Origin of the sequence: Arthrobacter sp. CAU 1506, assembly GCF_005047635.1 — a bacterium.
Lineage (GTDB): Bacteria > Actinomycetota > Actinomycetes > Actinomycetales > Micrococcaceae > Crystallibacter.
Window position 1 is genome coordinate 100,276 of record NZ_SUKC01000012.1, and the last position, 25,930, is coordinate 126,205.

Consider the following 25,930-nt stretch of genomic DNA (forward strand, 5'->3'; position numbering starts at 1 on the left):
CGGTGAGGGCGGGCGTAAGTTCGCGTGTTGAAGTTTTTAGTTGAGGTCCGGAGCAGGCGCCCCGTTGAGGACGTTTGTGACGTCCACATAGACGCTGTCGCCGTCGAGCGTCAGCGCGAACACCGGGACGGGTTCGAACGCCGGCAGGCTCAGCGGCTCGCCGGTGCGCAGATCGAACTGGGAACCATGGCCCCAGCACTCGATCGTGCAGCCTTCGACGTCGCCTTCGGAGAGTGAGACGTCCGCGTGCGAACAGGTGTCCCCGATGGCATGCAGTTCGCCCTCGGAGTCCCGGACGATGGCTACCGGATAGTCATCGACCAGGATGCGCACCGCCTGTTTGACCTGTACGTCCGAGGCATTGCACACCAGTTCGCCGCGCGGAGTTTCGCTCATTAGAGGTTGCCCGCCTCGAGTTCGCGTTCCAGCGATGCGTTGAGACGCTCTTCCAGGGCGGGAACCCGGATCTGCTGGATGATCTCGTGGAGGAAGCCGCGCACCACCAGTCGGCGGGCGACGTCCTCGGGGATGCCGCGAGCCATCAGGTAGAACAGGTGCTCGTCGTCGAAGCGGCCGGTGGTGCTGGCGTGTCCGGCACCTTCGATCAGTCCGGTTTCGATTTCGAGGTTCGGCACCGAATCGGCGCGCGCGCCATCGGTCAGCACCAGGTTGCGGTTGGCCTCGTAGCTGTCGGTGCCCTCGGCTTCCTTGCGGATCAGCACGTCGCCCACCCAGACGGTGTGCGCGTTCTTGCCCTGCAGGGCTCCCTTGTACAGCACGCGGGACTTGCAGTTGGCGACTGCGTGGTCCACGAACAGCCGGTGCTCAAGGTGCTGCCCGGCGTCGGCGAAGTAGAGGCCGAACATTTCGGCGTCGCCGCCGGTGCCGGTGAAGCGGGTGGACGGGGTCACGCGGACCAGATCGCCGCCGAGGGTGACGGTCACGTGCTTGAACTTCGCGTCGCGGCCCACACGGGTCTGCTGCGAAGAGGCGTGAACGGCGTCATCGGCCCATTCCTGCACCGAGACAACGGTGAGGTCAGCGCCGTCCTGCACGTCGATCTCCACGTTCTGGGAGACGGTTGCGCTGCCCTTGTGGTCCAGCACCACGACGGCCTTGGAGAACTTTTCGGCCACAATGACCACGTGCTGGGCGGACAGTTCGGTGCTGGTGCCCTCAATCACGACGGCGACGCCGGTCTCCAACTGTGCCTCGGCCGGAATGGTCACCACGGTGGCTTCCTTGAAGGCCTCCCACGCAGCCGCCGAAACACGGTCCTCCGGAATGCCGGCGACGCCGATGCGTGCATCATCCCGACCAACGGTTTCAACGACAACGCCGGCGGGCAGCTCTGCGCCCTCGGGGCCGCTGACGGTGACGGTCGGTGCGGTGCCGACCAGTGCGTCGCTTTGCAGTCCGCGCAGCCGCTTGAGCGGGGTGAACCGCCAGTCTTCCTCGCGCCCGGTCAGCTGGCCGAAGTCGTCCGCCTTGTACGAGGTCAGACGGCCGGCACGCGAGCTGTCCGGGACACCGACGCCGCCGCCGTGGCTGTGGCTCTTGGCGCTGGCGCCGGCCAGCGGACCTGCCGCAGCGTTGAGCGGGGAGAGGTTTTCGCCCTCTTCGGTGAATCCGTCGATGGCCGGAGCACCGATACGTGCCTTCTCAGTGATCTCAGTCATTAACCTACGGACCCTTCCATCTGCAGTTCGATCAAGCGGTTCAGCTCAAGTGCGTATTCCATCGGCAGTTCCCGGGCAATCGGCTCGATGAAGCCGCGCACGATCATGGCCATGGCCTCGTCCTCGGGCAGACCACGGGACATCAGGTAGAACAGCTGCTCTTCGCTGACGCGGGATACGGTTGCCTCGTGGCCCATGGTGACGTCGTCTTCACGGACGTCGATGTACGGGTAGGTGTCGGAACGCGAGATCGTGTCCACCAGCAGCGCATCGCAGACCACGGAGTTCTTGGTGTTCTTCGCGCCCTCGCGGACCTGGACCAATCCTCGGTAGGCCGAGCGGCCGCCACCGCGGGCCACCGACTTGGCCACGATGGCACTCGAAGTGTTCGGGGCAATGTGTACCATCTTGGAGCCGGTGTCCTGGTGCTGGCCCTCGCCCGCGAATGCGATGGACAGCGTCTCGCCCTTGGCATGTTCGCCGGTCAGGTAGACAGCCGGGTACTTCATGGTCACCTTGGAACCGATGTTGCCGTCGATCCACTCCATGGTGGCGCCTTCGTGCGCAATGGCGCGCTTGGTCACCAGGTTGTACACGTTGTTCGACCAGTTCTGGATCGTCGTGTAGCGGACGCGGGCGCCCTTCTTCACAATGATTTCGACGACGGCGGAGTGCAGCGAGTCCGAGGTGTAGATCGGTGCCGTGCAGCCTTCGATGTAATGCACGTAGGAGTCTTCGTCGGCGATGATCAGGGTCCGCTCGAACTGGCCCATGTTCTCCGTGTTGATCCGGAAGTAGGCCTGCAGCGGAATCTCGACGTGGACGCCCTTGGGCACGTAGACGAAGGAGCCGCCGGACCACACCGCGGTGTTCAGCGACGCGAACTTGTTGTCGCCCACCGGGATGACCGAACCGAAGTATTCCTGGAAGATCTCCGGGTGTTCCTTCAAGCCGGTGTCGGTGTCCAGGAAGATCACGCCCTGGGCCTCCAGGTCCTCGCGGATCTGGTGGTAGACAACCTCGGACTCATACTGGGCGGCGACGCCGGCCACCAGCCGGTTGCGCTCCGCCTCGGGGATGCCGAGCTTCTCATAGGTATTGCGGATGTCTTCGGGAAGCTCTTCCCAGCTGCCGGCCTGCTTCTCCGTGGAGCGTACAAAGTACTTGATGTTGTCGAAGTCGATACCGGACAGGTCGGCACCCCAGGTGGGCATCGGCTTGCGGTCGAAGTACTTCAGGCCCTTCAGGCGCAGATCCAGCATCCACTGGGGCTCGCCCTTCTTGGCTGAAATATCGCGGACGACTTCTTCATTCAGGCCGCGGCGTGCATTGGCGCCGGCGGTGTCCGCATCGGACCAGCCGTACTCGTAGTTACCGATGCCATGAAGCTCGGGGTTTTTTTCCAGGATTTCGGAAATGGTGGTGTCGGCTACATCGGTCGTCCCGACCGCGTTCCTCATACTCTGATCCACTTGGTCCGTCATCACGGCCTCTCTTGCAGATTGATGGATACTCGTCTGGTTCCTGTCGCCGGTTCGACGGGTCGAACCGCAGACCTTGTTCGGCCCACCGGGATGTGGGTCGTACAAACATGTCCCCCGCCGGCCAGCGTGGACAGTCGCCTGACATCCACTCCGAGCAGCCGGGAAAAAACTTCAGTTTCGCTGTCGCAGAAATCCGGGAAGTCCGCTGCCAACTGTTGCACCGGGCAGTGCCCTTGGCAAAGCTGGACTGCCAGCATGGTGCTGTGCGGCGCCTTGGATCCAACCACAGTGGTGGATCCAACGAAGCCGTCGGCGCTCAGCGCCTCAGCCAAGGCCTTGGCCCGCTCTTCGATATCCGGCCCGGCGGCCTCGACGATCGGGCGGTAGCGCTCCTCCATGTCCCGGTACCGGTTTCGGGCAAACTCAGCAACCGCTTCGCTGCCGGCCGCCTCACTCAGGGCAGTCAACGCCGTGCGGGCGATGTCCAAGTAATCGTCACCCAGCCGGGTCTGACCCTGCCTGCTGAGCACGTACTTTCGGGCCGGACGGCCGGCGCCGGTTGCGGAATTGGCGGTGAGCTTGACCTCAATCAAGCCCTTGCGGGACAGGGCATCAAGGTGGCGCCGGACGGCCGCCGGCGTGAAGCCGAGGATCCTGCCGAGGTCCGCCGCACTGACGGGTCCGTGTTCCAAAACGGCGTTCAGGACCCGGTCCCGCGTCCGCTCTTCGGACTCGGGCGCCTGGGGACGCAAAGAAGCACTACTGGTCATGGAATACACAACACAATCATGACGTATTCTGTTCCCCCTCACCAGTAAGGCAGTCCTTAGCCCGACCGACCCTCGCTGACCCGACTGGATCTGGTCGGCCGGACCTCAAGGCTCGGTCAACGATGGTCGGCGGCCGGACCCCTGGCCCGGTCAACGCTGGTCGGCGGCCGGACCCCTGGCCCTGGCAACCCTCTTGGGTCGTGGTGGGCCCGGCCGACCCTAGTCGCGGCTAGGCACCTCTGGCCCGTTCAGCCGTCCCCGACTGGGCTGGACGTCCCTTGCCCGGAAGTCCGTCCTTGGCCCGGCCGGCTCTCCTTAGCCTGACCGCTCTACGTCCCGTAGAATGTTCGGGTGCCTAACTCCGAACCCTGCCTCGACATCCAGGGACTCGTGAAAGATCTGGGGCCAGTCGAGGCCCTGGATAACAAGATGGTCCGCGTCATCGACGGGGTCCATCTTCGCGCCTACCCCGGGCAGGTTACCGCACTTCTCGGACCTAATGGCGCCGGCAAGACCACTACCCTAGCCTGCGCGCAAGGCCTGATGCCCCCTAACGGCGGGACCGTCCGACTCCTCGGCCAAAACCCCTACCAGGCGGGAGCAGCCCTCCGCAGCCGGGTGGGCGTCATGCTCCAAGAAGGCGGGCTCCCGCAAGCCATCCGACCACTGGCGCTGCTGCAGCACGTAGCAGGGATGTACCAGAACCCGCGCAGCGTGAACGAACTGGCGGAACGGCTTGGCATTCAGGGCTTCGCCAACACCCCCATCCGCCGGCTTTCCGGTGGAGAAAAGCAGCGGGTGGCCCTGGCGGCCGCCTTGGTTGGTGATCCGGAAGTCCTCTTCCTGGACGAGCCCAGCGCCGGGCTGGATCCGCAGTCCCGTGCCGTTGTCTTCGATCTGATTCAGGAGCTGCGTGCCGAGGGCCTTGGCATCATCCTCACCACGCACCTGATGGACGATGCCCAGCGATTGGCAGATTACGTCTTCATCATCGACGCGGGCCGGACCGTCGTGCATGGCACCGTCGCGGAGCTGACCGCTGCCACAGACGAGAGCACCGGCGTCGAGCGTTTGCTCACCTTTGACGCGCCCCCGGGGCTGGTCTTCGCCCTGCCCGAGCCGTTCGCCGCCGTCGAATCGGTTCCTGGCCGGTATACAGTGTCCGGGCAGTTGTCCCCCGCGCTGCTGGCCGTGTTGGCCGCGGAATGGGCGGCCCACAATGTTATGCCGGCGTCCATCCATATGGCGCCCCGCTCGCTTGAGGATGTCTTCCTCGATATCTCCGGGAAGGATCTGCGATGAGCGCACCCGCCGCTTTGATCCGCCGGATCGCCCTTCAGGGCCGCTACGAGACGATGGGCATGCTGCGCAATGGCGAACAGTTGCTGATTGCCATCATCCTGCCGCTGCTGGCGCTGATCGGCCTTACCGTGACACCGCTGCTCGACACGTACACTGACGATCGCATCGCCATGGCCGCCCCGGGAGTCCTGGCGTTGTGCACAGTGTCCACTGCGCTGACCGGGCAGGGGATCGCCACCGGCTTTGATCGCCGTTACGGCGTGCTGCGATTCCTGTCCACCACCCCGCTGGGGCAGAGCGGTTTGATTCTCGGAAAGATCATCGCAGTGTTGGCCATCATGGTCATCCAGGTTGTGGTGGTGGGCGGGACAGCCCTGTTGTTCCTCGGCTGGCAGCCTGCACTAGGCGGCTTGCTGCCGGCGGCCGCGCAACTGGTGTTGGGCGCCGCGGCCTTCACCTCGCTGGGCCTGCTGATTGCCGGCACGGTCCGGCCGGAGGCCACACTGGCCATTACCAACCTGCTTTGGGTGCTGCTGGCAGCCGCTGGCGGTATCCTCTTCCCGGTGGCCAGTTGGCCCGATGTTTTCGAGCCCGCCGCCCACCTCTTGCCATCGACCGCCCTGGGCGACGCACTGCGCAGCGCCCTGATCGACGCGCAGTTCAATCTCACCGCATCAATCGTGCTGCTGGTCTGGACCGTAGTGGCCAGCCTTGCCGCCATCCGCTGGTTCAAATGGAGCTAAGTGAATGACCACCGCCACCCCCAAGTCCCGCGATCTCCTGGACCGGCTGCCGACCTCCGTCAACCGAACCGTCCATGGCTTGGCCATTGCGTCGCTGGTATCGCAGATCGGCATCATCATCACCGGCGGCGCCGTGCGGTTGACCAAGTCAGGCCTTGGCTGTTCCCAGTGGCCAAACTGCGTGCCCGGCTCCATGACACCGACGCCGGAAATGGGTATTCACGGTCTGATTGAATTCGGCAACCGCACACTGACCTTCATCCTGGCCGTCATCGCGGTCGCCATGCTGGTCTCGCTGTGGCGCATGCGCCGGCAGCACCGCACGCTGTTCGGCTTGGCCGTGGGACTGCTCTGCGTGATCCCGGTGCAAGCCCTGATTGGCGGAATTACCGTTTGGACCGGCTTGAATCCGTGGGTGGTCAGCCTGCACTTCCTGGCCTCTGCCTCCCTCGTGGCGGTGGCCACCCTGCTGGTCAACCGAACGGGAATGTATTTGCGTGGTGGCACCGCCGTGGCCGTCGCTCCCGTCCCCAGCATCCAGCGCACGCTGGGCTGGACCATCGCCGCTGCCTCCGCCGCCTCCATCGTGCTCGGCACCATCGTTACCGGCACCGGCCCCCACGCTGGCGACGCCAGCGCCCCCCGCCATGACTTCAACGCAGACCTCGTCACACGGATCCACGTGGTGCCGGTCTACCTGCTGGTCGCTGCCACCGTTTTGGCGTTGGTGCTCGCGTACCGCCACGCAACCGCGCAGCCACTGCGCACCGGCCTGTGGTGGCTGGCCGCGGTGATCCTGCTCCAGGGCGGCATTGGCTACCTGCAGCACTTCACCGGCCTGCCCATCGGCTTGGTCCTGCTGCACATGCTCGGCTCAGCGCTGCTGACTGTGGCTGCGACGAACGTGTGGGACCGTTCGACGGGCAAATTCCCGCTCTAACCCTTAGTAGGTGACCGAGTCGCCCTTAGTCGGCGAACGATTCGGCCAGTAGACGACTAAGTCGGCGTTAGTAGGCGACCGAGTCAGCCAGATGCGGAATACCGGTCGGGTCGACAAGCGTGACCCTCTATCATCGCCCTGATCACGATGGATCAGTAGCGATGGATCGGTAACTATGGATCAGCACAGTACTGGCTGGCAGGCTGAGCCGGCCCAGGAAGCCCCGTAATCGCTTAAATCGCCGGCGGCGAACTCCCGGGTTCGCAAGGGCGACCATGGCACTGCAATTGTTCGCTGTCCTGAAGCCGGCTGAGCCCCCGCGCAGGTACCTCCCGGAACGGCTTTGAAACCCCGCGGCGGGACACGACCTGACATCCCTAGGGCCTCGGCTAAGGGCCTCTGCGCCAGTCCCGGCTGAGCTCTCCGGACCGGTGAAGTGTTTCATCTAAATCTCTGAACCGGTTGTTTCTCCTCTGCCCCTTGTACCCCTTTACCTAAAGGTGATATCCCGGTCGGAACTCCATCTCGATGAGGATCATACTGTTGGAAAGTCGAGTGAGGTCATGACTGGTGAAACCAAAAACAGATGGGGCGTGATTGCTGGTCTTGTGCTGGCAATGACCCTGGCATTATCCGGATGCGGAAGTTCCGGCGTTTCCGGCTCTTCGACAGGCAACCAAGGCAGGTCGGACTCCACAGAAATAGGATTCGGAGTGGACGGGGGCGGTACCCCTATCGAGGGGCCCGGTGTGCAGGCACTCGGCCATTATTCGCACCACGTGCATACGCTGCCTGCGGAAGTAGCGGGAGATGATGCTGCTGATGCAGGCCCGGCCGGAATCTCCACGTACGCCATCACCTCAGAAGAGTTGGCCGATATTCAGACAGCCCAAGCGATCACGGACCAGTTCTGGCGCACTCATTGGAGTGAACTGTTCACCGGGACATACACGCCGCCGACGGTCGTTGGACTATACGATGGCAGAAACCCAAGCAACGCACCCACTTGCGCGGGCAAGCCACTCCTGCCGGACAACGCCTTCTATTGCATTCCAGAGGATTACGTCGCCTGGGACGCTTCGCTCATGGAGCGCGGATTCCAATTCGGAGACGCTTGGCCTTACTTGGTCATCGCTCACGAATGGAGCCATGCAATCGCGAACCGGCTCGCCCCCAACCTCCGGTCTCAGGCCTATGAGCTGCAGGCAGACTGCTTGGCGGGCGCGACCCTGTACGGGGCGGCTGCAGATGGAACTCTCATTCTTGAACAAGGTGACCAGGAAGAACTGGTTACTGCGCTGAGTTCGCTCGGCGGAAACACCCCCTGGACGAGCCCGCAGGACCACGGCAACTCCTCCCAACGGGTCGCGAACTTCAATGTCGGACGCACAGGCGGCGTGCTGGCATGCTTACCGTCACAACAGTAGATCTGGCAACCGGTCTGACCTCTCAGGTCGTTTGATTTCAGAAGGGTGGCGGGTCCTGCTGTTGGTTCGGTGACGGCCCGTCGTGCAGCCGATCGGTTGCCGGTGGTTCGTTCTGCTGTTCGCCCGTTGCACGCTTCTTATTTACGGGATGCCAGGGCGGCATCCACCCGTCATCGCTGGAACTGCCGGCTGGCCCGGATCCCGTCGAGGGCTGAACGACCAGCGGTTCGATTCGTTGCCTGTGGTCTTTCGGAAGCGCGGCGGTAACGGAGGGCGGGTAGGCCGGTTGGCCGGGCGGGTCGTTGTCTTCGCCGGGCCGGTCGGTGTAGGTCCGGCCGGCCGGGGTGGTCACGTTGAACACCCCGGGCGTGGGCTGTGTCATTTTCCAGCCGGCGTTGGTCTTCAGCCGGTGGTGGGTCTCGCACGGCGGACCGAGGTTCTCGGCATCGGTTGCACCGGTCCCGCCGTCGGCGCGGAACGCCTGGGTATGGTCGATCTGGCAGGCCTTGCCGTTTTTGCGGCAGCCGGCAAACGGACACACCTCGTCGCGTTTGCGCACCGCCCGGGCCAGATCCGCCGGCGGCCGGTACCGGGTCCGGCCGTAGGAGAGCCGGGCCCCGGTCTCCGGATGCGTCAGGATCCGGTAGAACGACTTCGCGTCCGCGCACAGCTGCCGGGCCGCGTCCGCCGGGATCGGACCGTAGCCGTCCAGCGTGGCCGGTTCCTCGCCCAGCCCCAGCAGCGACAGCACTGGGACGGTGACTGCCGGTTCGGCGTGGATCCCGGCCGCCGGGCCGGTGTCCATGCCCGCGTGGATGAGCAGGTCCGCGAACACATCGGCCCGCAACTGCCCCGTCGACCGGGTCTCGCCCTCCTGGCCACGCAGGTGCCCGGCGGCGCGGGTGAGCCGGTCATCGATCGCGGCGGCCTGCTCGGCCGGCAGGTACGCGTTCAGCCACGCCATCCCGTCCGGCGCCGGGTCCACGCCCACGTTCCGCCGTTCCTCCGCGCGCCGGCGACGCTTCCTGATGGTTTCCGGGTGCCTGCGCTCGCGCAGCCGCCTGGCCATGCCCCGCAACGACCGCAGCGACCTGCCCTTCACCCGGCCCAGCAACGCCTGTTCGAACCCGGCAATCGCGTCCTCCGGCAGGGACCGGCCCTGGGCCACGATGACCGCTGCCTGTTCCCGGTCCAGGTCCCCGGCCTCCATCGCCGCCAGCGTGGCCGGGAACAACCGGTGCAGGTCGGTGGCCTGGTCCAGCCGGGCCCTCGCCTGCTGCTCTTCCAGCCCCAGCAGGCAGCCCAGTTCCTCGGCCGCCGACGTCGCGGCCAGCGACTGCCGCTGCCGCAACGTCTTACAGCCCGGGCCCGGCGGCGGCAGCTGCGCCAGCGCGGTCTGGCCTAGCCGTGCCTCCAGCCCCACCTCGCGGGCATCCAGCCAGCACCGCACCCGATGCACCGCGGCCAGGTGTTCCACCGTCTCCTGATAGCCCAGCCCGCCGGTGCCGGAACCGGTCAGCATGGCCAGCAGCACCGCCGGGTCCGCCGAGGCTACCAGCGTCTCGAGGCGCTCGGCGTAATAGTCCGCGTGCGCTTTCGACTCAAACAACCCCTCCGGCAGCCAGCACCCCTCGGGCAGGTTGGCCAGCTCCGCGAACTCCGCGGGCACTGGCCCCACCCCCGGCGGCCGGTCCTGTAAGTCATCCAGGTCCCGAGGCTCGAAATCCTCCCGGTACGCCCGGTTTCCATGATCCAGCTCCTCGTCCGGGGCCGGCGGGACGTCCAGGCCCGCGTACGGGTCGGGGCCGGGCTCAAACTCCGGCTCCACCCACCGCGGCGGTGCCGGCACCGGTTCCTTCCGGGCCGGCTTCATCCCGGCCAGAATCCGCGCGATCGCCGCCTCACGCTCCTGCTGCGTAGGCAACCGCCGGCCCTCCCCGGAAACCGGACCCCGATGCTCCGTACCGTCCATAACCCAACTCAACCACCCGGGTACGACAGTTTCGGATCCACCCCCAAGCGCTGAAACCAAAAAGGGTGGGATAGCCCAAACCAAAACCACCCGCTCAGTGAGTGCCGCCAGTGACGATCCTGCTGCGCAATACCGATCGTTGAGACGGTGCACCAGGCCTGCACGGACCTTCACCCCGATGGTGAAAAACGAGTGCGCCAGGGTGCGCCACACACATGGAAGCAAACATTGGTGGCAGAAGCAGGCGCCAGACCTGCGGCCGAATTACTAACAAGTAGGGAAGAGCAGGGTCACGGTGTAGAGACACCTGACACGCGCAGTGTCGGTACCGCCCTATCCGCTAGGAGGGGTGCCCGCATCCGCGCGCCCGGCCTTGAGGCGCTATCTGGCTTTCCCCAGCCGCGCCTGGCGCTGTCCGCCACTGCGCCCGGCCTTGGGGCGCTATCTGACTTTCCCCAGGCTCGTGGCGCGCTCGTCCGAAGCTCCGACCGGCGGCGCTACTCCCCCGCCGTCGCCCGTTCGGCCGGCAGGAAGGCTTCGATGCCTTCGAGCAGCCGGGCCAGTTCGCGCAGACTGCTTCCCGGCAGTGGCTGCAGCGGAAGGCGGGGGTCGCCTGCGTCGATGCCCGCCGCCCTGGCCAAGCCGTATAGGTTACTGAGCGGCCTTAGCGTCCCGAAGTAGCCCATCAACGGGGCAAGCGCCGCGCGCGCAGCGTCTGTTGCTTCCACGTCACCGACTTCCAGAGCATCGCGCAGCACGCGGTAGTGGGCAGGAAGTACGGCAATCGGACCGCCGTGCCAAGCATCGGCCGCGAATCCTGCGTCAGCGATCAAGGGATCGCCGCTCATCCCGTGGCTAAAGTCCTTCGACCCTGCGGGCAACAGGCGGCGAAGATGTTCATAACGTTTACGGAATACTTCCGCATCAGCAGCTGATTCCTTCACAGCGACGATGGTCGGTTCAGCCGCCAGCTCCGCCACCAACTCCAAGCTGAAGCTGAACTGTGTGGTGCGCGGATTACTGTACAGACACATCGGGAGCGGCGACTGCCGGGCAGCCGCAACGCATTGGGCTGCAACCTCTTCGTCCGTCAACGGGTAGTACGAGACGGTGGAAACCAGCAGCCCATCGACACCCGCCGCCGCGGCGTCGTCGATGTTTTGCAGAAGTTCCCGGGTGCCCACCGCGCTCACGCCGGCACACACCGGCACATCCGGTCGCACTGCCTTGGCAGCTTCCACGGCCGCTGTGATGACTTCTCGCCGTTCCGCACGGTCCAGATAGGCAAAGTTGCCGGAGCTGCCGAGCACCGTTATTGCATCCACCGGTGACCCGGCCACTGCGGAAACGTGACGGTGCAACTCTGGAAAGTTGACGCTGCCGTCGTGATGGAAAGGAGTCACCGGGTAGGCAATGAGACCGCGGAATGGATTCATTCCGTTATCTTAGGCCAGCGCGTGGGCCGCCATGGGATGGACAGGGCACCGCTAATGGACGCCGCTGGCGCGACTTATGTGGGGCCTAGCACTTGCGCACGCCCAAGCCGTCCCCGATCCGGACGGCGGTTAGCCGAAGACGGGGCCGCCGATGAAGGGGTCTACCGCCAGAGCCAGGAACAGCACGGTCAGGTAGCTGATGGAGCCGTGGAAGACCCGCATGGCGCTCTTGTTCGTGGCCGCAGGAGTCTCGGTTCCACGCTTGGCCAGCGCGTACAGCCGGTGCGATTCATACACAAAGTAGCCGCCGCTCACCAGCGCCACAACCGTGTAAACCCAGCCGGCGCCGCCGACGGGAGCAAGCAGCAGCGAGCACGCCAACGTGGCCCACGCGTACAGGACCACCTGGACGGATACCTGGCGCGCGCTGGCGATGGCGCCCAGCATCGGGACGTTGGCGGCGTTGTAATCGTCGCTGTACTTCATGGACAGCGGCCAGTAGTGCGGCGGCGTCCACAGGAAGATGACCATGAACAGGATCACAGCGGGCCAGGCCACCGTGTTGGTGACAGCGGCCCAGGCAATGAGCACCGGGAAGCATCCCGCGGCGCCGCCCCAAACAATGTTCTGCGAGGTGCGGCGCTTGAGGATCAGCGTGTAGATGACCACGTAGAAGAAGATCGCCCCAACGCCCAGCATGCCGGCCAGCGGATTCGCGCCGAACCAGAGCAGCGCGACGGCCACCACGCCCAGGACCCAGGAGAACACCAGAGCCTCGCGGGGAGTAAGTTCGCCGGTCACCAGCGGCCGGTTCTCCGTCCGGTGCATGAGCTTGTCCATGTCCCGGTCGATGTAGCAGTTGAAGGAGCCGGCCGACCCGGCGGCCAGCGCGCCACCGATCATCGTGGCAGCCATCAGCCAGAGATCCGGAAAGCCGCCGTGGGCAAAGATCATGGTGGGCAGGGTGGTGACCAGCAAGAGTTCCATGACACGGGGCTTTGTGAGCGCGATGTACGCTTTGGCCTTGCGCGAAAAGCCGGGCTTGGCCGGAACTGCCAACGCCTGGTCCGGCACGGTCTGCATATTCAAGGAAAAACCACTCAGTTCTGCTGGAGTCCGTCTGACACACGAAAACGCCCGGCCGCTTAGGGCGGGTCAAGGTGCTCCTACATCATACTCCTTCTATCTGTCGTAGAAACCGACGCGCGGGACAGCCGGGTCGGTCCGAGCGAAACCGACGCGAGCGGTCGCCGCGTCGGCCCCGGTGAAACCGACGCGCACGTCGCCCCGGGTAGGAAACCGACGCGCACGGCGGCCGCCGTCAGCCAGCGCTAAACCATGACTGCCGGTGTGACTACGCGCACCTGTGACTGCTCGCACCGTAAAGCTTCCTGCGCATTGCAGGCGCAACGGATAGAGTGGGGATCGAGCGCCAGTCCGCGGGGATGTGGCGCAACAATGCTCAAGCAGGTTCAACGGCGAATGGTCCGCCGGGTCCGCAGTTGCGGGCGCCTTTCCGGGCCGTCGGTGCTGCTATCTCGATCAGAAAGGGCCCCACCGGTGCCACATATGCAAGATCAGGAATTGTCGTGGACATCGCTGGACCAGCGGGCGGTGGACACAGTGCGTGTTCTCGCCGCCGACGCGGTGGAGAAGGTCGGCAACGGCCACCCGGGCACCGCCATGAGCCTGGCGCCGGCCGCCTACTTGATCTTCCAGCAGTTCATGCGGCACGACCCGTCCGATCCGCAGTGGGTGGGCCGCGACCGTTTTGTCCTCTCCCCCGGCCACACCTCGCTGACGCTCTACATCCAGCTGTTCCTTTCCGGCTACGGCCTGGAGCTGGAGGATCTGCAGGCGCTGCGGACCTGGGGCTCACTCACCCCCGGCCACCCCGAGTACAAGCACACTCCGGGCGTTGAAATCACCACTGGCCCGCTGGGCCAGGGCCTCGCTTCCGCCGTCGGCTTCGCCTACGCGCAGCGCCGCACCCGCGGCATGTACGACGCCGATGCCGCCGCCGGCGAGAGCCCCTTCGACCACACCGTGTGGGTCATCGCCTCCGACGGCGACCTGCAGGAAGGCGTCACTTCGGAGGCCTCCTCGCTGGCCGGCCACCAGGAACTGGGCAACCTGGTGGTGATCTACGACGACAACAAGATCTCCATCGAAGACGACACCGACATCGCCTTCACCGAGGATGTGCTCAAGCGCTACGAAGCGTACGGCTGGCACACCCAGCGCGTGGACTGGACCAAGACCGGCGAGTACGCCGAAGACATTCCGGCCCTGTTTGAGGCGCTGAAGGCTGCAAAGGCCGAGACGTCCCGGCCCTCGATCATTTCGCTGCGCACCATTATTGGCTGGCCGGCCCCGAAGAAGCAGAACACCGGCAAGATCCACGGCTCGGCGCTCGGCGCCGAAGAAGTCGCAGCGGTCAAGGAAGTGCTCGGCTTCGATCCGGAGCAGCAGTTCGCCGTCGAGCAGGAGGTTTTGGACCACGCCCGCGAGGTTGCCGCACGCGGCAAGCAGGCCCGCGCGGACTGGGACACCGGCTATCAGGCATGGCGGGAAGCCAACCCGGAGAACGCCGCGCTGCTGGACCGCGTGCAGGCTTCCGAGCTGCCGCAGGGCTGGGAGCAGGCGCTGCCAGAGTTCCCCGCCGGTAAGGACATCTCCACGCGCGCCGCCTCCGGCAAGGTGCTCAACGCCATTGGTCCGGTGCTGCCGGAACTGTGGGGCGGCTCGGCCGACTTGGCAGAATCGAACAACACCACCATCGAAGGCGCTCCCTCGTTTGTGCCGGAGTCGCGGCAGACCGAAATGTGGTCGGGCGGTCCCTACGGCCGGGTACTGCACTTCGGCATCCGCGAGCATGCGGCCGCCTCCATCGTGAACGGCATTGTGCTCAGCTCCAACACCAGGGCTTTCTCCGGAACGTTCCTGATCTTCAGCGACTACCAGCGGCCGGCCATCCGGCTCGGCGCGCTGATGGGTGTTCCGTCGATCTACGTGTGGACGCATGATTCCATCGGCCTCGGCGAAGACGGGCCCACCCACCAGCCGGTGGAGCAGTTGGCGAGCCTGCGTGCCATCCCGGGCCTCGACGTCGTCCGCCCCGCCGATGCCAACGAAGTGGCCCAGGCGTGGAAGGCGATGCTGGAGAACCACAGCAACCCGGCCGGCATTGTGCTCACCCGGCAGAACCTGCCGGTCTACGACCGGGGAGAATCCGGTTTCGCCTCCGCCGACAATGTGGCCAAGGGCGCGTATGTCCTGGCCGAAGCGCAGTCCGGCGGCGCCGACGCCGCGCCGCAGGTGATCCTGCTGGCCACCGGCTCCGAGGTTCAACTGGCCGTCCAGGCCCGCGAAACGCTGCAGGCCGACGGCATCGCCACCCGCGTGGTGTCCGTGCCCTGCCTCGAGTGGTTCGCCCGCCAGGACGCCGCCTACCGCGAATCCGTGCTTCCCGCCGGCGTGAAGGCCCGGGTTTCGGTGGAAGCCGGCATCGCGCAGTGCTGGGACGGCCTGGTCGGCGACGCCGGCCGGAGCGTGTCCCTGGAACACTACGGTGCCTCCGCCGACTACAAGACCCTGTTCCGCGAGTTCGGCATCACGGCCGAGGCCGTTGTCGAGGCCGCCCGCGACTCGCTCGCACAGATCAACAACTCCTAAGGAGGACGCGATGTCCAACCCGAATACCCAGGCACTCTCCGATGCCGGTGTCTCCATCTGGCTCGACGATCTCTCCCGCGAACGGATCAGTTCCGGGACGCTGAAGGCGCTGATCGACGAGAAGAACGTTGTGGGCGTCACCACCAACCCGTCCATCTTCGCCTCGGCACTGCAGGACGGCCGCAGCTACGAGGCCCAGGTCCACCAGCTGGCCGCCGACGGCGCTGACGTGGACTCGGCGGTTTTCGCCATCACCACCGCCGACGTGGCCGAAGCCTGCGACCTGTTCTCCGCCCTCGCCACCGACACCGATGGCGTGGACGGCCGGGTATCCATTGAGGTGGACCCGCGGCTGGCCCGCGACGCCAAGGGCACCGTCGAAGAGGCCAAGCACCTGCACAAGGCCGTGGGCCGGACGAACGCGTTCATCAAGATCCCGGCCACCACGGAAGGCCTCGAAGCCATCACCGAGACCCTCGCGGCCGGCATCAGCGTCAACGTCACGCTGATCTTCTCGCTGCAGCGGTACCGCGAAGTGATCAACGCCTTCATGCTCGGGCTGGAGCAGGCCAAGGAGAACGGCAAGGACCTGGCCAGCCTCCACTCGGTGGCCTCCTTCTTCGTATCCCGCGTCGACAGCGAGATCGATAACCGGCTGGACGCGATCGGCTCCGATGAGGCCATCGCGCTCAAGGGCAAGGCCGGCGTCGCCAACGCACAGCTGGCGTACCAGATCTACGAAGAGCAGTTCGCTACCGAACGTTGGCAGGTCCTGGCCGCCTCCGGTGCCCGCCCGCAGCGGCCGCTGTGGGCGTCCACCGGCGTGAAGAACCCGGACTACCCGGACACGCTGTACGTCACCGAACTGGTGGCCCCCAATGTGGTCAACACCATGCCGGAGAAGACGCTGGACGCCGTCGCCGACCACGGCAAGATCGAAGGCGACCGGGTCACCGGCAGCTACCAGGAAGCCAACAAGGTGCTGGACCAGATCGCCAAGGTCGGCATCTCCTACAACGAAGTCGTCGACCTGCTCGAGGACGAGGGCCTGGAGAAGTTCGTCACCAGCTGGCAGCAACTGCGGGAGACCGTCCAGAACGCGCTGGACTCGGCACCGGGAGCCAAGAAGGCATGAGCTCGCTGGCCTTCGAAGCATCGGGAGCTGCGCTGGCCGCCGTCCGCCGGCACATCGACACCTTGGTCGAGGACCGCGTGGCGTCCCGGATTGCCGCCCAGGATAATACGTTGTGGGGCCCGGACGCGGAAGCCGAGGCCAGTATCCGGCTCGGCTGGGTGGATGCCGCCGCGCTCTCCCGGCCGTTGGTGGCAGACATTCTGGAGCTGCGCAAGGAACTTGCTGCCGAAGGCGTGACGCGGTTCGTGCTGGCCGGCATGGGCGGCTCCTCGCTGGCTCCGGAGGTCATCGCCAATACCGCCGGCGTGGAACTAACCGTGCTCGACAGCACGGACCCGCAGCAGGTGGGTGCCGCCCTGGCGGAGCGGCTGGCCGACACCGCCATTATCGTGGCGTCCAAATCCGGTTCCACGCTGGAAACGGATTCGCAGCGCCGGGTCTTCGAACAGGCTTTCGCCGACGCGGGCCTGGACGCCGCGTCGCGGATCATTGTGGTCACCGATCCCGGGTCACCGCTGGATCAGGCCTCCCGGGAGGCCGGCTACCGGGCGGTGTTCAACGCCGATCCCGACGTCGGCGGGCGCTACTCCGCGCTGACCGCCTTCGGTCTGGTCCCTTCGGGGCTGGCCGGAGTGGACATCGAAAAGCTGCTTGACGACGCCGAGGAAGCGGCCGAAGTACTCTCCGAGGACTCCGCCGACAACATGGCCCTCGCACTGGGTGCCGCGCTGGCCGGCACGGAACCGCTGCGCAACAAGATCGCCATTGCCGATGAAGGGTCCGGGATTGTCGGTTTCGGCGACTGGGCCGAACAACTGATCGCCGAGTCCACCGGCAAGCTGGGCACCGGACTGCTGCCGGTCGTGGTCAACTCCGGCGACCCCGAGACGGTCTCCAAGGCCGCGGACGTGCTGGTGGTCCGCCTGGTCTCCCCCGATCACGAGGTGGCACTCGGCGCGGACGAGCTTGCCGTGGGCGGCAGCCTGGGCAGCCAACTGCTGCTCTGGGAGTACGCCACGGCAGTGGCCGGCCGCCTGCTGGGCATCAACCCGTTCGACCAGCCGGATGTGGAGGCGGCCAAGGCCGCCGCGCGCGGCCTACTGGAAGAGCGTCCGGAGGCCAAGCTTCCCGACTTCACCGACGGCGCAGTCCAGGTCCGCGGCAGCGGGTTGGCTGTCGGCGGTTCGTTGTCGGATGCGCTCCGCGACCTGCTGGGCAAACTCGGACCGGACGGCTACCTCGGCGTCCAGGCCTATCTGGACCGCTTCGGCCAGGCCGAGCTGGAACGGATCCGGCCGCTGTTGGCGGAAGCAACCGGCCGTCCCGTGACCTTCGGCTGGGGACCGCGCTTCCTGCACTCCACCGGCCAGTTCCACAAGGGAGGACCGGCTACCGGCGTCTTCCTGCAGCTGACCGGCGAAGCTGCCGCGGACATCCCCATCCCGGGCCGTCCCTTCAGCTTCGGCGAACTGATCGATGCCCAGGCCGCCGGCGACGCCACCGTGCTGCGCGGGGCCGGCCGGCCCGTCCTCCGCCTGCATTTGGCGGACCGCGCGGCGGGTTTGCGCCAGGTCATCGATGCCGTGTCCCAACTCGCCGGAAAGTAGTAATGGCACCTTCCACACCACACCGTCGTCCGGCCAACCCGCTGCGTGATCCTCGCGACCGACGGCTCGACCGGATTGCCGGCCCCTGTTCGCTGGTGCTGTTCGGCGTTACCGGAGACCTTGCGCGCAAGAAGCTGATGCCGGCCGTTTACGACCTGGCCAACCGCGGACTGCTGCCGCCCAGTTTCGCGCTGGTGGGTTTTGCCCGCCGGCCGTGGGACGACGCCGAATTCGCGGCGCAGGTGAAAGAGGCCGTGCAGCAGCACGCCCGCACCCCGTTCCGCGAGGACATCTGGACCCATCTGGCTGCCGGCATCCGGTTTGTCCAGGGGACGTTCGACGACGACGAGGCCTTCGAGCAGCTCGGGGCCACTCTGAAGGAACTCGATGAACAGCGCGGGACCCAGGGGAACCACGCTTTCTACCTCTCCATCCCGCCCAAGGCGTTCGAGCAGGTGTGCCAGATGCTCTCCTCGCACGGCCTCGCCCAGGCCACCGAGGATGCTCCGGGCATGCCGTGGCGCCGAGTGGTCATTGAAAAGCCCTTCGGCCATGATCTGCAGTCCGCGCGGGAGCTGAACAACATCGTTGAGTCGGTGTTCCCGCCGGACGCGGTCTTCCGCATCGACCACTACCTGGGCAAGGAAACCGTCCAGAACCTGCTGGCCCTGCGCTTTGCCAATCAGCTCTTTGAACCACTCTGGAACGCCAACTACGTGGATCATGTGCAGATCACCATGGCGGAGGACATCGGTATTGGCGGGCGCGCAGGCTATTACGACGGCGTCGGCGCGGCCCGCGACGTCATCCAGAACCACCTGCTGCAGCTGCTGGCCCTGACCGCTATGGAAGAGCCGATCTCCTTCCAGGCGGAAGACCTGCGCGCAGAGAAGGAAAAGGTGCTGGCCGCCGTCAAGCTCCCTGAGGATCTTTCGGCCCATTCGGCCCGGGGCCAGTACACCGGCGGCTGGCAGGGCGGTGAAAAGGTCATTGGCTATCTGGAGGAAGAAGGCTTCAACCCCGATTCGGTCACCGAGACCTATGCGGCGCTGCGGCTGGACATCCACACCCGGCGCTGGGCTGGTGTTCCGTTCTACCTGCGGGCCGGAAAGCGGCTGGGCCGCAGGGTGACGGAGATCGCCGTCGTCTTCAAGCGGGCTCCGAACCTGCTGTTCCCGAGCCATACCGAAGACGATTTCGGCCAAAACGCGGTGGTGATCCGCGTCCAGCCCGACGAAGGAGTCACCATCCGGTTCGGTTCCAAGGTGCCCGGCACCCAGACCGAAGTCCGCGACGTCACGATGGACTTCGGCTACGGACATGCGTTTACCGAGTCGAGTCCGGAGGCCTATGAGCGGCTGATCCTGGACGTCCTGCTCGGTGAGCCGCCGCTGTTCCCGCGGCATCAGGAGGTCGAGCTCTCCTGGAAGATCCTCGATCCGTTTGAGGAATATTGGGCCGAGAGCCGCACCCGGCCGGAGCCGTACTCCCCCGGCAGCTGGGGGCCGGCGTCGGCCGATGAACTGCTGGCCCGCGACGGACGCACCTGGAGAAGGCCGTGATCAAAGACCTCAAAAACACCACGACGTCGAAGGTCTCGAAGGAAATCGTCGCCATGCGCGAGCAAGGCGGCGTTGTGGCCCTGGGACGTGTCCTCACCCTGGTGGTGGCGACTTCGTTGGGCCATGAAGAAGAGGCCATCCTGGCGGCCAATGCCGCCAGCCGGGAACATCCGTGCCGGATCATTGCGCTGGTGGATGCGGGCTCGAAAGCGAAGACCCGCCTTGATGCCCAGATCCGGGTCGGCGGCGACGCCGGTGCGGCCGAGGTCATCGTGCTCTACGGGTACGGCCAGCTGGCTGCGGAAAGCGAGTCCCTGGTGGCCGCCCTGCTGCTGCCAGATGCCCCGATCGTGGCCTGGTGGCCGCACGGGATGCCGAAGGATGCCTCGCGCACGTCGGTAGGCCGGATCGCCCACCGACGCATCACGGATTCCGGTAACGAGCCCGACCCGCAGCAGGCGCTGTTCAGCCTCCGCGACACGTACACCGCCGGCGATACGGACCTGGCCTGGACCCGGCTGACCAACTGGCGCATCCAGCTTGCTGCCGTCTTTGACCAGCTGGAGCCGGCCCCGGTGACCTCGGTGGCGGTGGAGGGGGCTTCCGACTCCCCCAGCACGGTCCTGCTGGCGGCGTGGCTGACGCTGGCCCTGAACGCGCCGGTGACCATCGTGGAGGACCCCGCGGGCACCGGCATCCGGGGCGTGCGGATCTCGCGGACCACCGGCGACATCCGCATCCTGCGTCCCGGCCCCAGCGTGGCCGAACTGCTGATGCCGGGCCAGCCGGTCCAGCGGATTTCGCTGCCGCGCCGGCCGCTGGAAGAATGCCTGGCTGAAGAGCTTCGCCGGCTCGACCCAGATGAGATTTTCGGTGAAGTGCTGATCGATGGATTGCCCCGGACCAATTTGAGGAGCGTACGCCGCAGTGAACGCTGAACCACACGTCATAGTCCACTCCGACGTCGCCGCCCTGGCGAACGCGGCCGCCAACAGGCTGGTCGAGCGGCTGGCAGCGGTCCAGTCCGATCGCGGCGAAGCCACCGTGGTGCTCACCGGCGGCAGCCTGGGGATCAACACGCTGAAGGCGGTAGCCGCGGTTGACGTTCCTGCCGGCTTCGACTGGTCGAAGGTGAACGTGTGGTGGGGCGACGAACGTTTCGTCGCGAAGGACAGCACGGACCGCAACGAACGCCAGGCGCGTGACGCACTGCTCGACGCACTGCCGCTGGACCCTACCCGGATCCACCCCTTCGGCGCGGCCGGCGAATACACCGACCCGGACGCGGCGGCCTCGGCCTACTCCGCGGCCCTCCGCCAGGCAGCGGCCGACGAGGGCACCGGCGGCCCGGTGCCGAAGTTCGACGTGCTTTTGCTCGGCGTCGGCCCTGACGCACACATTGCGTCGCTGTTCCCCGAGATGGCCGGTATTCGTACCGAAGACCGCTCCGCGGTGGGCGAAACCGAGGCACCGAAACCGCCGCCCGAGCGGGTGTCCCTGACGCTGCCCGCGATCAATTCCGCCGATGAGGTGTGGCTGGTGGTGGGCGGCAGTGACAAGGCCGGAGCCGTGGGGTTGGCCTTGGCCGGTGCCAGCCCGGTACAGGTTCCTGCTGCGGGCGCCCGTGGACGCAAGCGCACGGTCTGGCTGCTGGATCAGGACGCGGCTTCGAAGCTGCCCGAGGCGCTGCTGGCCCCGGCGGAAAGCGGCGACGAAGACTAGAGCCCGGTTTTGCCGGCCGCCAGCGCGATCCGCTGGCCCGGCACCATGCGGCGCCACGATCGACGGCGGCCCGCCGGATAACCAGCCCTGGGACAAAGCGGCCGCCGGATTACCAGCCGTGCCCGGGGACAAAGCGGCCCGCCGGATAACCATCCGTGCCCCGGGAAGAATGCGCCATGAGTGGGCGCCTAGTCATTCTTGCGCCGGCCTGACTCGGCCCGGCGAAGTGCTTCCCGCCGTCGCCGCCGCAACTTCTCCAGGGCCTGTTCCACCACGGCCTCGGCTTCATCCGGGCTGCGCCGTTCCTTGGCATACTCCAGATGGCTCTTATAGGGCTCGTCGGTGCTGCGGGCTTCGGCACCGCCCCCGCCTGGCTCCCTGGCGGCTATCTGGCCGCAGTGCGGGCAGTCCCAGGACGGAGGGATGTCGGCTTCGCTGAGATTAGCGAAGACCGGTGTGGTCTGATGTCCCTTGGGGCACCAGTAGGTGACCGGGACTTTGGTCACCGGCACTACCGTCCGGCCGGTGACGGCCTGCCAACCGGCGAGCCCGGCGCCCGTTTCTGAACCGACCCGGACGGCCCGAAAGGAATTCGACGGATCAACCATGTTTGCCCCCGATGACCAGAATCGATGCCCCCTGCATCGGGCACCAGTCTACGGTGGGAACAGCGCAGGGTTAAGGGGTTGGGGCAATCTCTCTCGGAATTTCGGGGGCACCGAAAACCGGTCCTTCAGCGGACCGAAAGGCGGCAGGGCCGCCGGCAAACCGGTTAGGATTCAGCGCTGAAGCGCATCATGAGGCCGAGAGCCACGATGACCGTGCCCCAGACCAGCCCAAGGACCACCGTGAACCTGTTGAGGTTGCGCTCCGCCACACCGGACGAGCCCAGGCTGGTGGTCATGCCGCCGCCGAACATGTCGGACATGCCGCCGCCGCGTCCCTTGTGCAGCAGGATGAGCAGGGTCAGCAGCAGGCTGGTGATGCCCAGCAGGATTTGCAGAGTGATCTTCAGAGCTTCCACAGTGGCCTTTCGTCAGCTGTCGGGATATCCCAGTGGCGGGCAGACATCACTTTGTCAGCAGATGGTGTTCGAACCTGACAATATTAGCAAATTCGCCCGCGTCGAGACTGGCCCCGCCAACCAACACGCCGTCGACATCGCGCTCGTTCAGGATGGCGGCAGCATTCCCCGCCTTCACGGAGCCGCCGTAGAGCAACCGGACGCCGGCTGCTACCGTCTGGTCGAAGAGCACGGCCAGCTCGGCCCGCAGGGCGGCGCACATCTCCTGGGCATCCTCGGGACCGGCCACCTCCCCGGTACCAATCGCCCAGACCGGCTCGTAGGCAACGACCAACCTGGCTGCTTGCTCGGCGTCGAGCCCGGCCACATTGGCACGCAACTGGCTGAGCGTGTGCTCCACGTGGCCACCTGTCTGGCGCACCGCGAGGCCCTCGCCCACGCACAGAATCGGCGTCAGCTTGTGCCGGTAGGCGGCCTTCAGCTTCTCATTCAGCAGGGCGTCATCCTCGCCATGGATTTCGCGCCGCTCGGAGTGGCCCACGAGGACATAACCGCAGCCCAGCTTGGCCAGGAACTGTCCTGAGATGTCCCCGGTGTACGCGCCCGAGTCATGCGGCGAGAGGTCCTGTGCCCCGTACACCAGTTTCAGGTTGTCGCCATTGACGAGCGTCTGCACGCCGCGCAAATCCGTGAACGGAGGGAAGACGGCAACCTCGACCCGGTTGTAGTCGTGCCGGGCATCGCTGAGGGTCCAGGCCAATTTCTGCAGCAGCGTGATGCCCTGGACATGGTCCATGTTCATCTTCCAGTTGCCGGCGATCAGCGGTTTGCGGTCGAACTTGCCGTTGGTCGAAGTGGTCACTGCGGTCTCCATCTGTGGTGCTGGGCGTCGATTGGCGCGGCCGGGCCGCGCTGGGGCGTGGGGATTGCCGGAACCGGCCTCGCCGCGGCGAGGGTCCCGGTCCCGTCAGCGGTCGAGTGCGGCCAGGCCGGGCAGTTCCTTGCCTTCAAGGTATTCCAGGCTGGCGCCGCCGCCGGTGGAAATATGCCCGAACGCGTCGTCGTCAAAGCCCAGGGTACGCACGGCAGCGGCAGAATCGCCGCCGCCGACGACGGTGAAGCCGTCGCTACCGGTGAGCGCCTTGGCCACGGTGCGGGTTCCATTCGCGAAGGCATCGAATTCGAACACACCCATGGGCCCGTTCCAGAAGACGGTATTCGCCGAATGGATCTGGTGCGCGAACGCTTCGGCCGACTCCGGACCGATATCCAATCCGATGCCGTCGGAGCCGAAAGAAGCCGACTCGATACTGTCCGCGGGCACCACTTCCCATGCCGCGTCAGCGGCGAACTTCTCTGCCACCACAATGTCGGTGGGCAGGATGAACGTGCATCCCAGTTCCTTGGCGCGGGCGAGGTAGCCGCGCACCGTGTCCAGTTGGTCCTTCTCCAGCAGGCTGGCGCCGACCTCGTGTCCCTGGGCGGCGAGGAAGGTGAAGACCATGCCGCCGCCGATCAGCAGGTAGTCGGCCTTGCCCAGCAGGTTCTCAATCACGGCCAGCTTGTCCGACACCTTGGAGCCGCCCAGCACCACCACATACGGCCGCTGCGGCGCTTCGGTGAGACGGTTCAGCACCTGGAGTTCCGTGCGGACCAGGTCGCCTTGGTAGGCCGGAAGCAGGCGGGCGATGTCGTAGACCGAAGCGTGCTTGCGGTGCACGGCGCCGAACGCGTCGTCCACATAGGCCCCATTATCACCGGTGAGGGCGGCAAGTTCGGTGGCGAAAGCGCCGCGGTCGGCGTCGTCCTTGCTGGTTTCCCGGGCATCGAAGCGCACGTTCTCCAGCACCAGCACTTCGCCGTCCAGCAGCCCTGCCGCGCCTTCCCGGGCCGCCGGGCCGACCGTGTCCTCGGCGAACTTGACCGTGACGGCAGCCAACTCCTTCAGCCGGGCAACCGCAGGCCGCAGCGAGAACTTCTCCTCGGGGGCGCCCTTGGGGCGGCCGAGGTGTGCCGTCACGATGACCCGGGCCCCGGCCTCTGCCAACTTGGTGATGACCGGCAGCGAGGCGCGGATGCGTCCGTCGTCGGACACCGTGAGTGCCGGCGCTTCGCCCTCCAACGGGACGTTCAGGTCCGAACGGACCAACACGTGGCGTCCGCGGACTCCGGCGGCCAGCAGTTCATCAAGAGAATGTGCAGTCATTTCTACCTTCGTGCGGAGGACGGTGGTGCCGTGCCTAGGACAGCTTTGATGCGATCAGAGTGGTCAGATCCAGCAGGCGGTTGGAGTAGCCCCATTCGTTGTCGTACCAGCCAACAACTTTCACCTGGTTACCCATAACCTTAGTCAGTCCCGAGTCGAAGATCGAAGACGAAGGGTCTGTGACGATGTCGGACGACACGATCGGGTCCTCGGTATAGGTGAGGATGCCGGCCCAGTGCGGGTCCGCGGCGGCTTCCTTGAAGGCCTCGTTGACCTCTTCCACGGTTGCTTCGCGGGAAAGGGTGGCCGTGAGGTCCGTCATCGAGCCGGTGGGCACTGGCACCCGGACCGCGAAGCCGTCCAACTTGCCCTGCAGGTCAGGGAGCACCCGGCCGATGGCCTTGGCGGCGCCGGTCGACGTCGGCACCAGGTTGATGGCCGCAGCCCGGGCGCGCCGCAGGTCACGGTGCGGGCCGTCCTGCAGGTTCTGGTCGGCAGTGTAGGCGTGGATGGTGGTCATGAGTCCGTGCTCGATGCCGAACTTCTCGTGCAATACCTTGGCCAGCGGGGCCAGGCAATTGGTGGTGCAGGAGGCGTTCGAAATCAGGTGGTGCGCCCCGGCGTCGTACTCGCTGTCATTGACGCCCATCACGATGGTGATGTCCTCATCTTTGGCGGGCGCGGAGACCAGGACCTTCTTGGCGCCGGCGTCCATGTGCTTGCGGGCGCCCCCGCTCTTGTTGAACCGCCCGGTGGATTCGATCACGATATCCACCTGGAGATCGCTCCACGGCAGGTCTGCCGGGTCCTTCTCCGAGAGCACCCGGATCTTCCGGCCGCCGACGATCAGGTTGCCGGAGTCCACCTCCACCGTGTCCGACAGGATGCCCAGCACGCTGTCGTATTTGAGCAAGTGGGCCAGGGTCTCCGCATCGGTCAGGTCGTTGATCGCGACGATTTCCAGATCCGTGTCCTTCGCCAGGACGGCGCGGAAGTAGCTGCGGCCGATCCGGCCAAATCCGTTGATACCAACTCGAATAGTCATTGTCTCTGCCTCCTGGAGGAGATGACGGTCGGCGGCGGGGCCACCGCGGCCGTGCCTTGTTGGTGGTCCGGCCCTAGCTGGCCGGGGTGATCAGCGCGGAAGCGCCGGTGCGGGCGGCGTCGAACCGGGCAGCGACGTCGGCCCAGTTGACGATGTTCCAGAACGCCTTGACGTAGTCGGCCTTGACGTTGACGTAGTCCA

23 protein-coding genes are annotated in these 25,930 nt (G+C 66.0%); 10 read left to right on the forward strand and 13 right to left on the reverse strand.

Going from position 1 to position 25,930, the window contains the following annotated elements; genetic code table 11:
• Positions 1-36: 36 nt before the first annotated feature.
• The 4 genes from E4J89_RS14185 to E4J89_RS14200 are packed head-to-tail and all read right to left on the reverse strand — an operon-like array spanning position 37 to position 3,978.
• Positions 37-396: a non-heme iron oxygenase ferredoxin subunit gene (locus E4J89_RS14185; protein WP_136786797.1), complete on the reverse strand. Its 360-nt coding sequence runs from the start codon at positions 394-396 to the stop codon at positions 37-39.
• A complete protein-coding gene (gene sufD, locus E4J89_RS14190) occupies positions 396-1,679 on the reverse strand; it encodes a Fe-S cluster assembly protein SufD (protein ID WP_136786798.1) in 1,284 nt (427 codons plus the stop codon). The genes E4J89_RS14185 and sufD overlap by 1 nt, the downstream gene beginning before the upstream one ends.
• A complete protein-coding gene (gene sufB, locus E4J89_RS14195; RefSeq protein ID WP_205754503.1) occupies positions 1,679-3,163 on the reverse strand; it encodes a Fe-S cluster assembly protein SufB in 1,485 nt (494 codons plus the stop codon). The genes sufD and sufB overlap by 1 nt, the downstream gene beginning before the upstream one ends.
• Positions 3,163-3,978: a crosslink repair DNA glycosylase YcaQ family protein gene (locus E4J89_RS14200; protein ID WP_346763390.1), complete on the reverse strand. Its 816-nt coding sequence runs from the start codon at positions 3,976-3,978 to the stop codon at positions 3,163-3,165. Before E4J89_RS14200 ends, sufB begins: the two co-directional genes overlap by 1 nt.
• Before the next feature lie 306 nt (positions 3,979-4,284).
• Here E4J89_RS14200 and E4J89_RS14205 point away from each other — a divergent pair, with 306 nt between their 5' ends.
• From E4J89_RS14205 to E4J89_RS14220, 4 genes are all read left to right on the forward strand, one after another.
• The gene (locus E4J89_RS14205; RefSeq protein ID WP_136786801.1) at positions 4,285-5,235 is read left to right on the forward strand and encodes an ABC transporter ATP-binding protein; all 951 of its coding nucleotides are present in this window, start codon (positions 4,285-4,287) and stop codon (positions 5,233-5,235) included.
• Positions 5,232-5,978 (forward strand): ABC transporter permease, encoded by a 747-nt coding sequence (locus E4J89_RS14210; RefSeq protein ID WP_136786802.1) that lies wholly within the window; start codon positions 5,232-5,234, stop codon positions 5,976-5,978. Before E4J89_RS14205 ends, E4J89_RS14210 begins: the two co-directional genes overlap by 4 nt.
• Positions 5,979-5,982: 4 nt before the next feature.
• Complete coding sequence (locus E4J89_RS14215) at positions 5,983-6,918, forward strand: COX15/CtaA family protein (RefSeq protein WP_136786803.1); 936 nt, start codon at positions 5,983-5,985, stop codon at positions 6,916-6,918.
• 563 nt (positions 6,919-7,481) lie between these two features.
• Positions 7,482-8,345 carry a neutral zinc metallopeptidase gene (locus E4J89_RS14220; RefSeq protein WP_136786804.1) on the forward strand — a complete coding sequence of 288 codons (864 nt, stop codon included), beginning with the start codon at positions 7,482-7,484 and terminating at the stop codon, positions 8,343-8,345.
• Between the two features lie 37 nt (positions 8,346-8,382).
• On the opposite strand, the gene E4J89_RS14225 is transcribed toward E4J89_RS14220, so the two are convergent.
• From E4J89_RS14225 to E4J89_RS14235, 3 genes are all read right to left on the reverse strand, one after another.
• Entirely contained in the window at positions 8,383-10,269 is a 1,887-nt protein-coding gene (locus E4J89_RS14225) for an HNH endonuclease signature motif containing protein (protein ID WP_136786805.1), read from the reverse strand.
• A gap of 545 nt (positions 10,270-10,814) precedes the next feature.
• Positions 10,815-11,753, reverse strand: coding sequence for a dihydrodipicolinate synthase family protein (locus E4J89_RS14230; RefSeq protein ID WP_136786806.1), 939 nt, complete (start codon positions 11,751-11,753; stop codon positions 10,815-10,817).
• A 129-nt stretch (positions 11,754-11,882) separates the two neighbouring features.
• Positions 11,883-12,836 carry a heme o synthase gene (locus E4J89_RS14235; protein WP_136786826.1) on the reverse strand — a complete coding sequence of 318 codons (954 nt, stop codon included), beginning with the start codon at positions 12,834-12,836 and terminating at the stop codon, positions 11,883-11,885.
• A 486-nt stretch (positions 12,837-13,322) separates the two neighbouring features.
• On the opposite strand from E4J89_RS14235, the gene tkt reads away from it, so the two are divergent.
• Genes tkt through pgl form a run of 6 tightly spaced genes read left to right on the forward strand, consistent with a single transcriptional unit; the run spans position 13,323 to position 21,454 of the window.
• Positions 13,323-15,428 (forward strand): transketolase, encoded by a 2,106-nt coding sequence (gene tkt / locus E4J89_RS14240; RefSeq protein WP_136786827.1) that lies wholly within the window; start codon positions 13,323-13,325, stop codon positions 15,426-15,428.
• 10 nt (positions 15,429-15,438) lie between these two features.
• Positions 15,439-16,563: a transaldolase gene (gene tal, locus E4J89_RS14245; RefSeq protein WP_136786807.1), complete on the forward strand. Its 1,125-nt coding sequence runs from the start codon at positions 15,439-15,441 to the stop codon at positions 16,561-16,563.
• Positions 16,560-18,170 carry a glucose-6-phosphate isomerase gene (locus E4J89_RS14250; RefSeq protein ID WP_136786808.1) on the forward strand — a complete coding sequence of 537 codons (1,611 nt, stop codon included), beginning with the start codon at positions 16,560-16,562 and terminating at the stop codon, positions 18,168-18,170. The genes tal and E4J89_RS14250 overlap by 4 nt, the downstream gene beginning before the upstream one ends.
• Before the next feature lie 2 nt (positions 18,171-18,172).
• Entirely contained in the window at positions 18,173-19,732 is a 1,560-nt protein-coding gene (gene zwf / locus E4J89_RS14255; RefSeq protein ID WP_136786809.1) for a glucose-6-phosphate dehydrogenase, read from the forward strand.
• Complete coding sequence (locus E4J89_RS14260; protein WP_136786810.1) at positions 19,729-20,670, forward strand: glucose-6-phosphate dehydrogenase assembly protein OpcA; 942 nt, start codon at positions 19,729-19,731, stop codon at positions 20,668-20,670. The genes zwf and E4J89_RS14260 overlap by 4 nt, the downstream gene beginning before the upstream one ends.
• Positions 20,660-21,454 (forward strand): 6-phosphogluconolactonase, encoded by a 795-nt coding sequence (gene pgl, locus E4J89_RS14265; protein ID WP_136786811.1) that lies wholly within the window; start codon positions 20,660-20,662, stop codon positions 21,452-21,454. Before E4J89_RS14260 ends, pgl begins: the two co-directional genes overlap by 11 nt.
• A 188-nt stretch (positions 21,455-21,642) precedes the next feature.
• Here the strand turns inward: pgl and E4J89_RS14270 are convergent, their stop codons facing one another.
• The 6 genes from E4J89_RS14270 to E4J89_RS14295 form a co-directional block, all read right to left on the reverse strand.
• Positions 21,643-22,062 carry an RNA polymerase-binding protein RbpA gene (locus E4J89_RS14270; RefSeq protein WP_136786812.1) on the reverse strand — a complete coding sequence of 140 codons (420 nt, stop codon included), beginning with the start codon at positions 22,060-22,062 and terminating at the stop codon, positions 21,643-21,645.
• Positions 22,063-22,226: 164 nt separating this feature from the next.
• Positions 22,227-22,478 (reverse strand): preprotein translocase subunit SecG, encoded by a 252-nt coding sequence (secG, locus tag E4J89_RS14275; protein ID WP_127515609.1) that lies wholly within the window; start codon positions 22,476-22,478, stop codon positions 22,227-22,229.
• Between the two features lie 46 nt (positions 22,479-22,524).
• Positions 22,525-23,340 carry a triose-phosphate isomerase gene (gene tpiA, locus E4J89_RS14280; RefSeq protein WP_136786813.1) on the reverse strand — a complete coding sequence of 272 codons (816 nt, stop codon included), beginning with the start codon at positions 23,338-23,340 and terminating at the stop codon, positions 22,525-22,527.
• A gap of 105 nt (positions 23,341-23,445) precedes the next feature.
• On the reverse strand, positions 23,446-24,684 hold the full coding sequence (locus E4J89_RS14285) for a phosphoglycerate kinase (RefSeq protein WP_136786814.1): 1,239 nt from the start codon (positions 24,682-24,684) through the stop codon (positions 23,446-23,448).
• Between the two features lie 34 nt (positions 24,685-24,718).
• On the reverse strand, positions 24,719-25,729 hold the full coding sequence (gene gap / locus E4J89_RS14290) for a type I glyceraldehyde-3-phosphate dehydrogenase (protein WP_136786815.1): 1,011 nt from the start codon (positions 25,727-25,729) through the stop codon (positions 24,719-24,721).
• A gap of 73 nt (positions 25,730-25,802) precedes the next feature.
• On the reverse strand, positions 25,803-25,930 hold a 128-nt coding region (locus E4J89_RS14295), incomplete at its 5' end, for a Fe-Mn family superoxide dismutase (protein WP_276606347.1).

Bases quoted from the DNA above. Each gene is read 5' to 3' on its own strand.
- E4J89_RS14185 (WP_136786797.1), bottom strand. From the start codon at position 396: ATGAGCGAAACTCCGCGCGGCGAACTGGTGTGCAATGCCTCGGACGTA.
- sufD (WP_136786798.1), bottom strand. From the start codon at position 1,679: ATGACTGAGATCACTGAGAAGGCACGTATCGGTGCTCCGGCCATCGAC.
- sufB (WP_205754503.1), bottom strand. From the start codon at position 3,163: ATGACGGACCAAGTGGATCAGAGTATGAGGAACGCGGTCGGGACGACC.
- E4J89_RS14210 (WP_136786802.1), top strand. From the start codon at position 5,232: ATGAGCGCACCCGCCGCTTTGATCCGCCGGATCGCCCTTCAGGGCCGC.
- E4J89_RS14215 (WP_136786803.1), top strand. From the start codon at position 5,983: ATGACCACCGCCACCCCCAAGTCCCGCGATCTCCTGGACCGGCTGCCG.
- E4J89_RS14220 (WP_136786804.1), top strand. From the start codon at position 7,482: ATGACTGGTGAAACCAAAAACAGATGGGGCGTGATTGCTGGTCTTGTG.
- E4J89_RS14230 (WP_136786806.1), bottom strand. From the start codon at position 11,753: ATGAATCCATTCCGCGGTCTCATTGCCTACCCGGTGACTCCTTTCCAT.
- E4J89_RS14235 (WP_136786826.1), bottom strand. From the start codon at position 12,836: ATGCAGACCGTGCCGGACCAGGCGTTGGCAGTTCCGGCCAAGCCCGGC.
- tkt (WP_136786827.1), top strand. From the start codon at position 13,323: ATGCAAGATCAGGAATTGTCGTGGACATCGCTGGACCAGCGGGCGGTG.
- tal (WP_136786807.1), top strand. From the start codon at position 15,439: ATGTCCAACCCGAATACCCAGGCACTCTCCGATGCCGGTGTCTCCATC.
- E4J89_RS14250 (WP_136786808.1), top strand. From the start codon at position 16,560: ATGAGCTCGCTGGCCTTCGAAGCATCGGGAGCTGCGCTGGCCGCCGTC.
- zwf (WP_136786809.1), top strand. From the start codon at position 18,173: ATGGCACCTTCCACACCACACCGTCGTCCGGCCAACCCGCTGCGTGAT.
- E4J89_RS14270 (WP_136786812.1), bottom strand. From the start codon at position 22,062: ATGGTTGATCCGTCGAATTCCTTTCGGGCCGTCCGGGTCGGTTCAGAA.
- E4J89_RS14285 (WP_136786814.1), bottom strand. From the start codon at position 24,684: ATGACTGCACATTCTCTTGATGAACTGCTGGCCGCCGGAGTCCGCGGA.
- gap (WP_136786815.1), bottom strand. From the start codon at position 25,729: ATGACTATTCGAGTTGGTATCAACGGATTTGGCCGGATCGGCCGCAGC.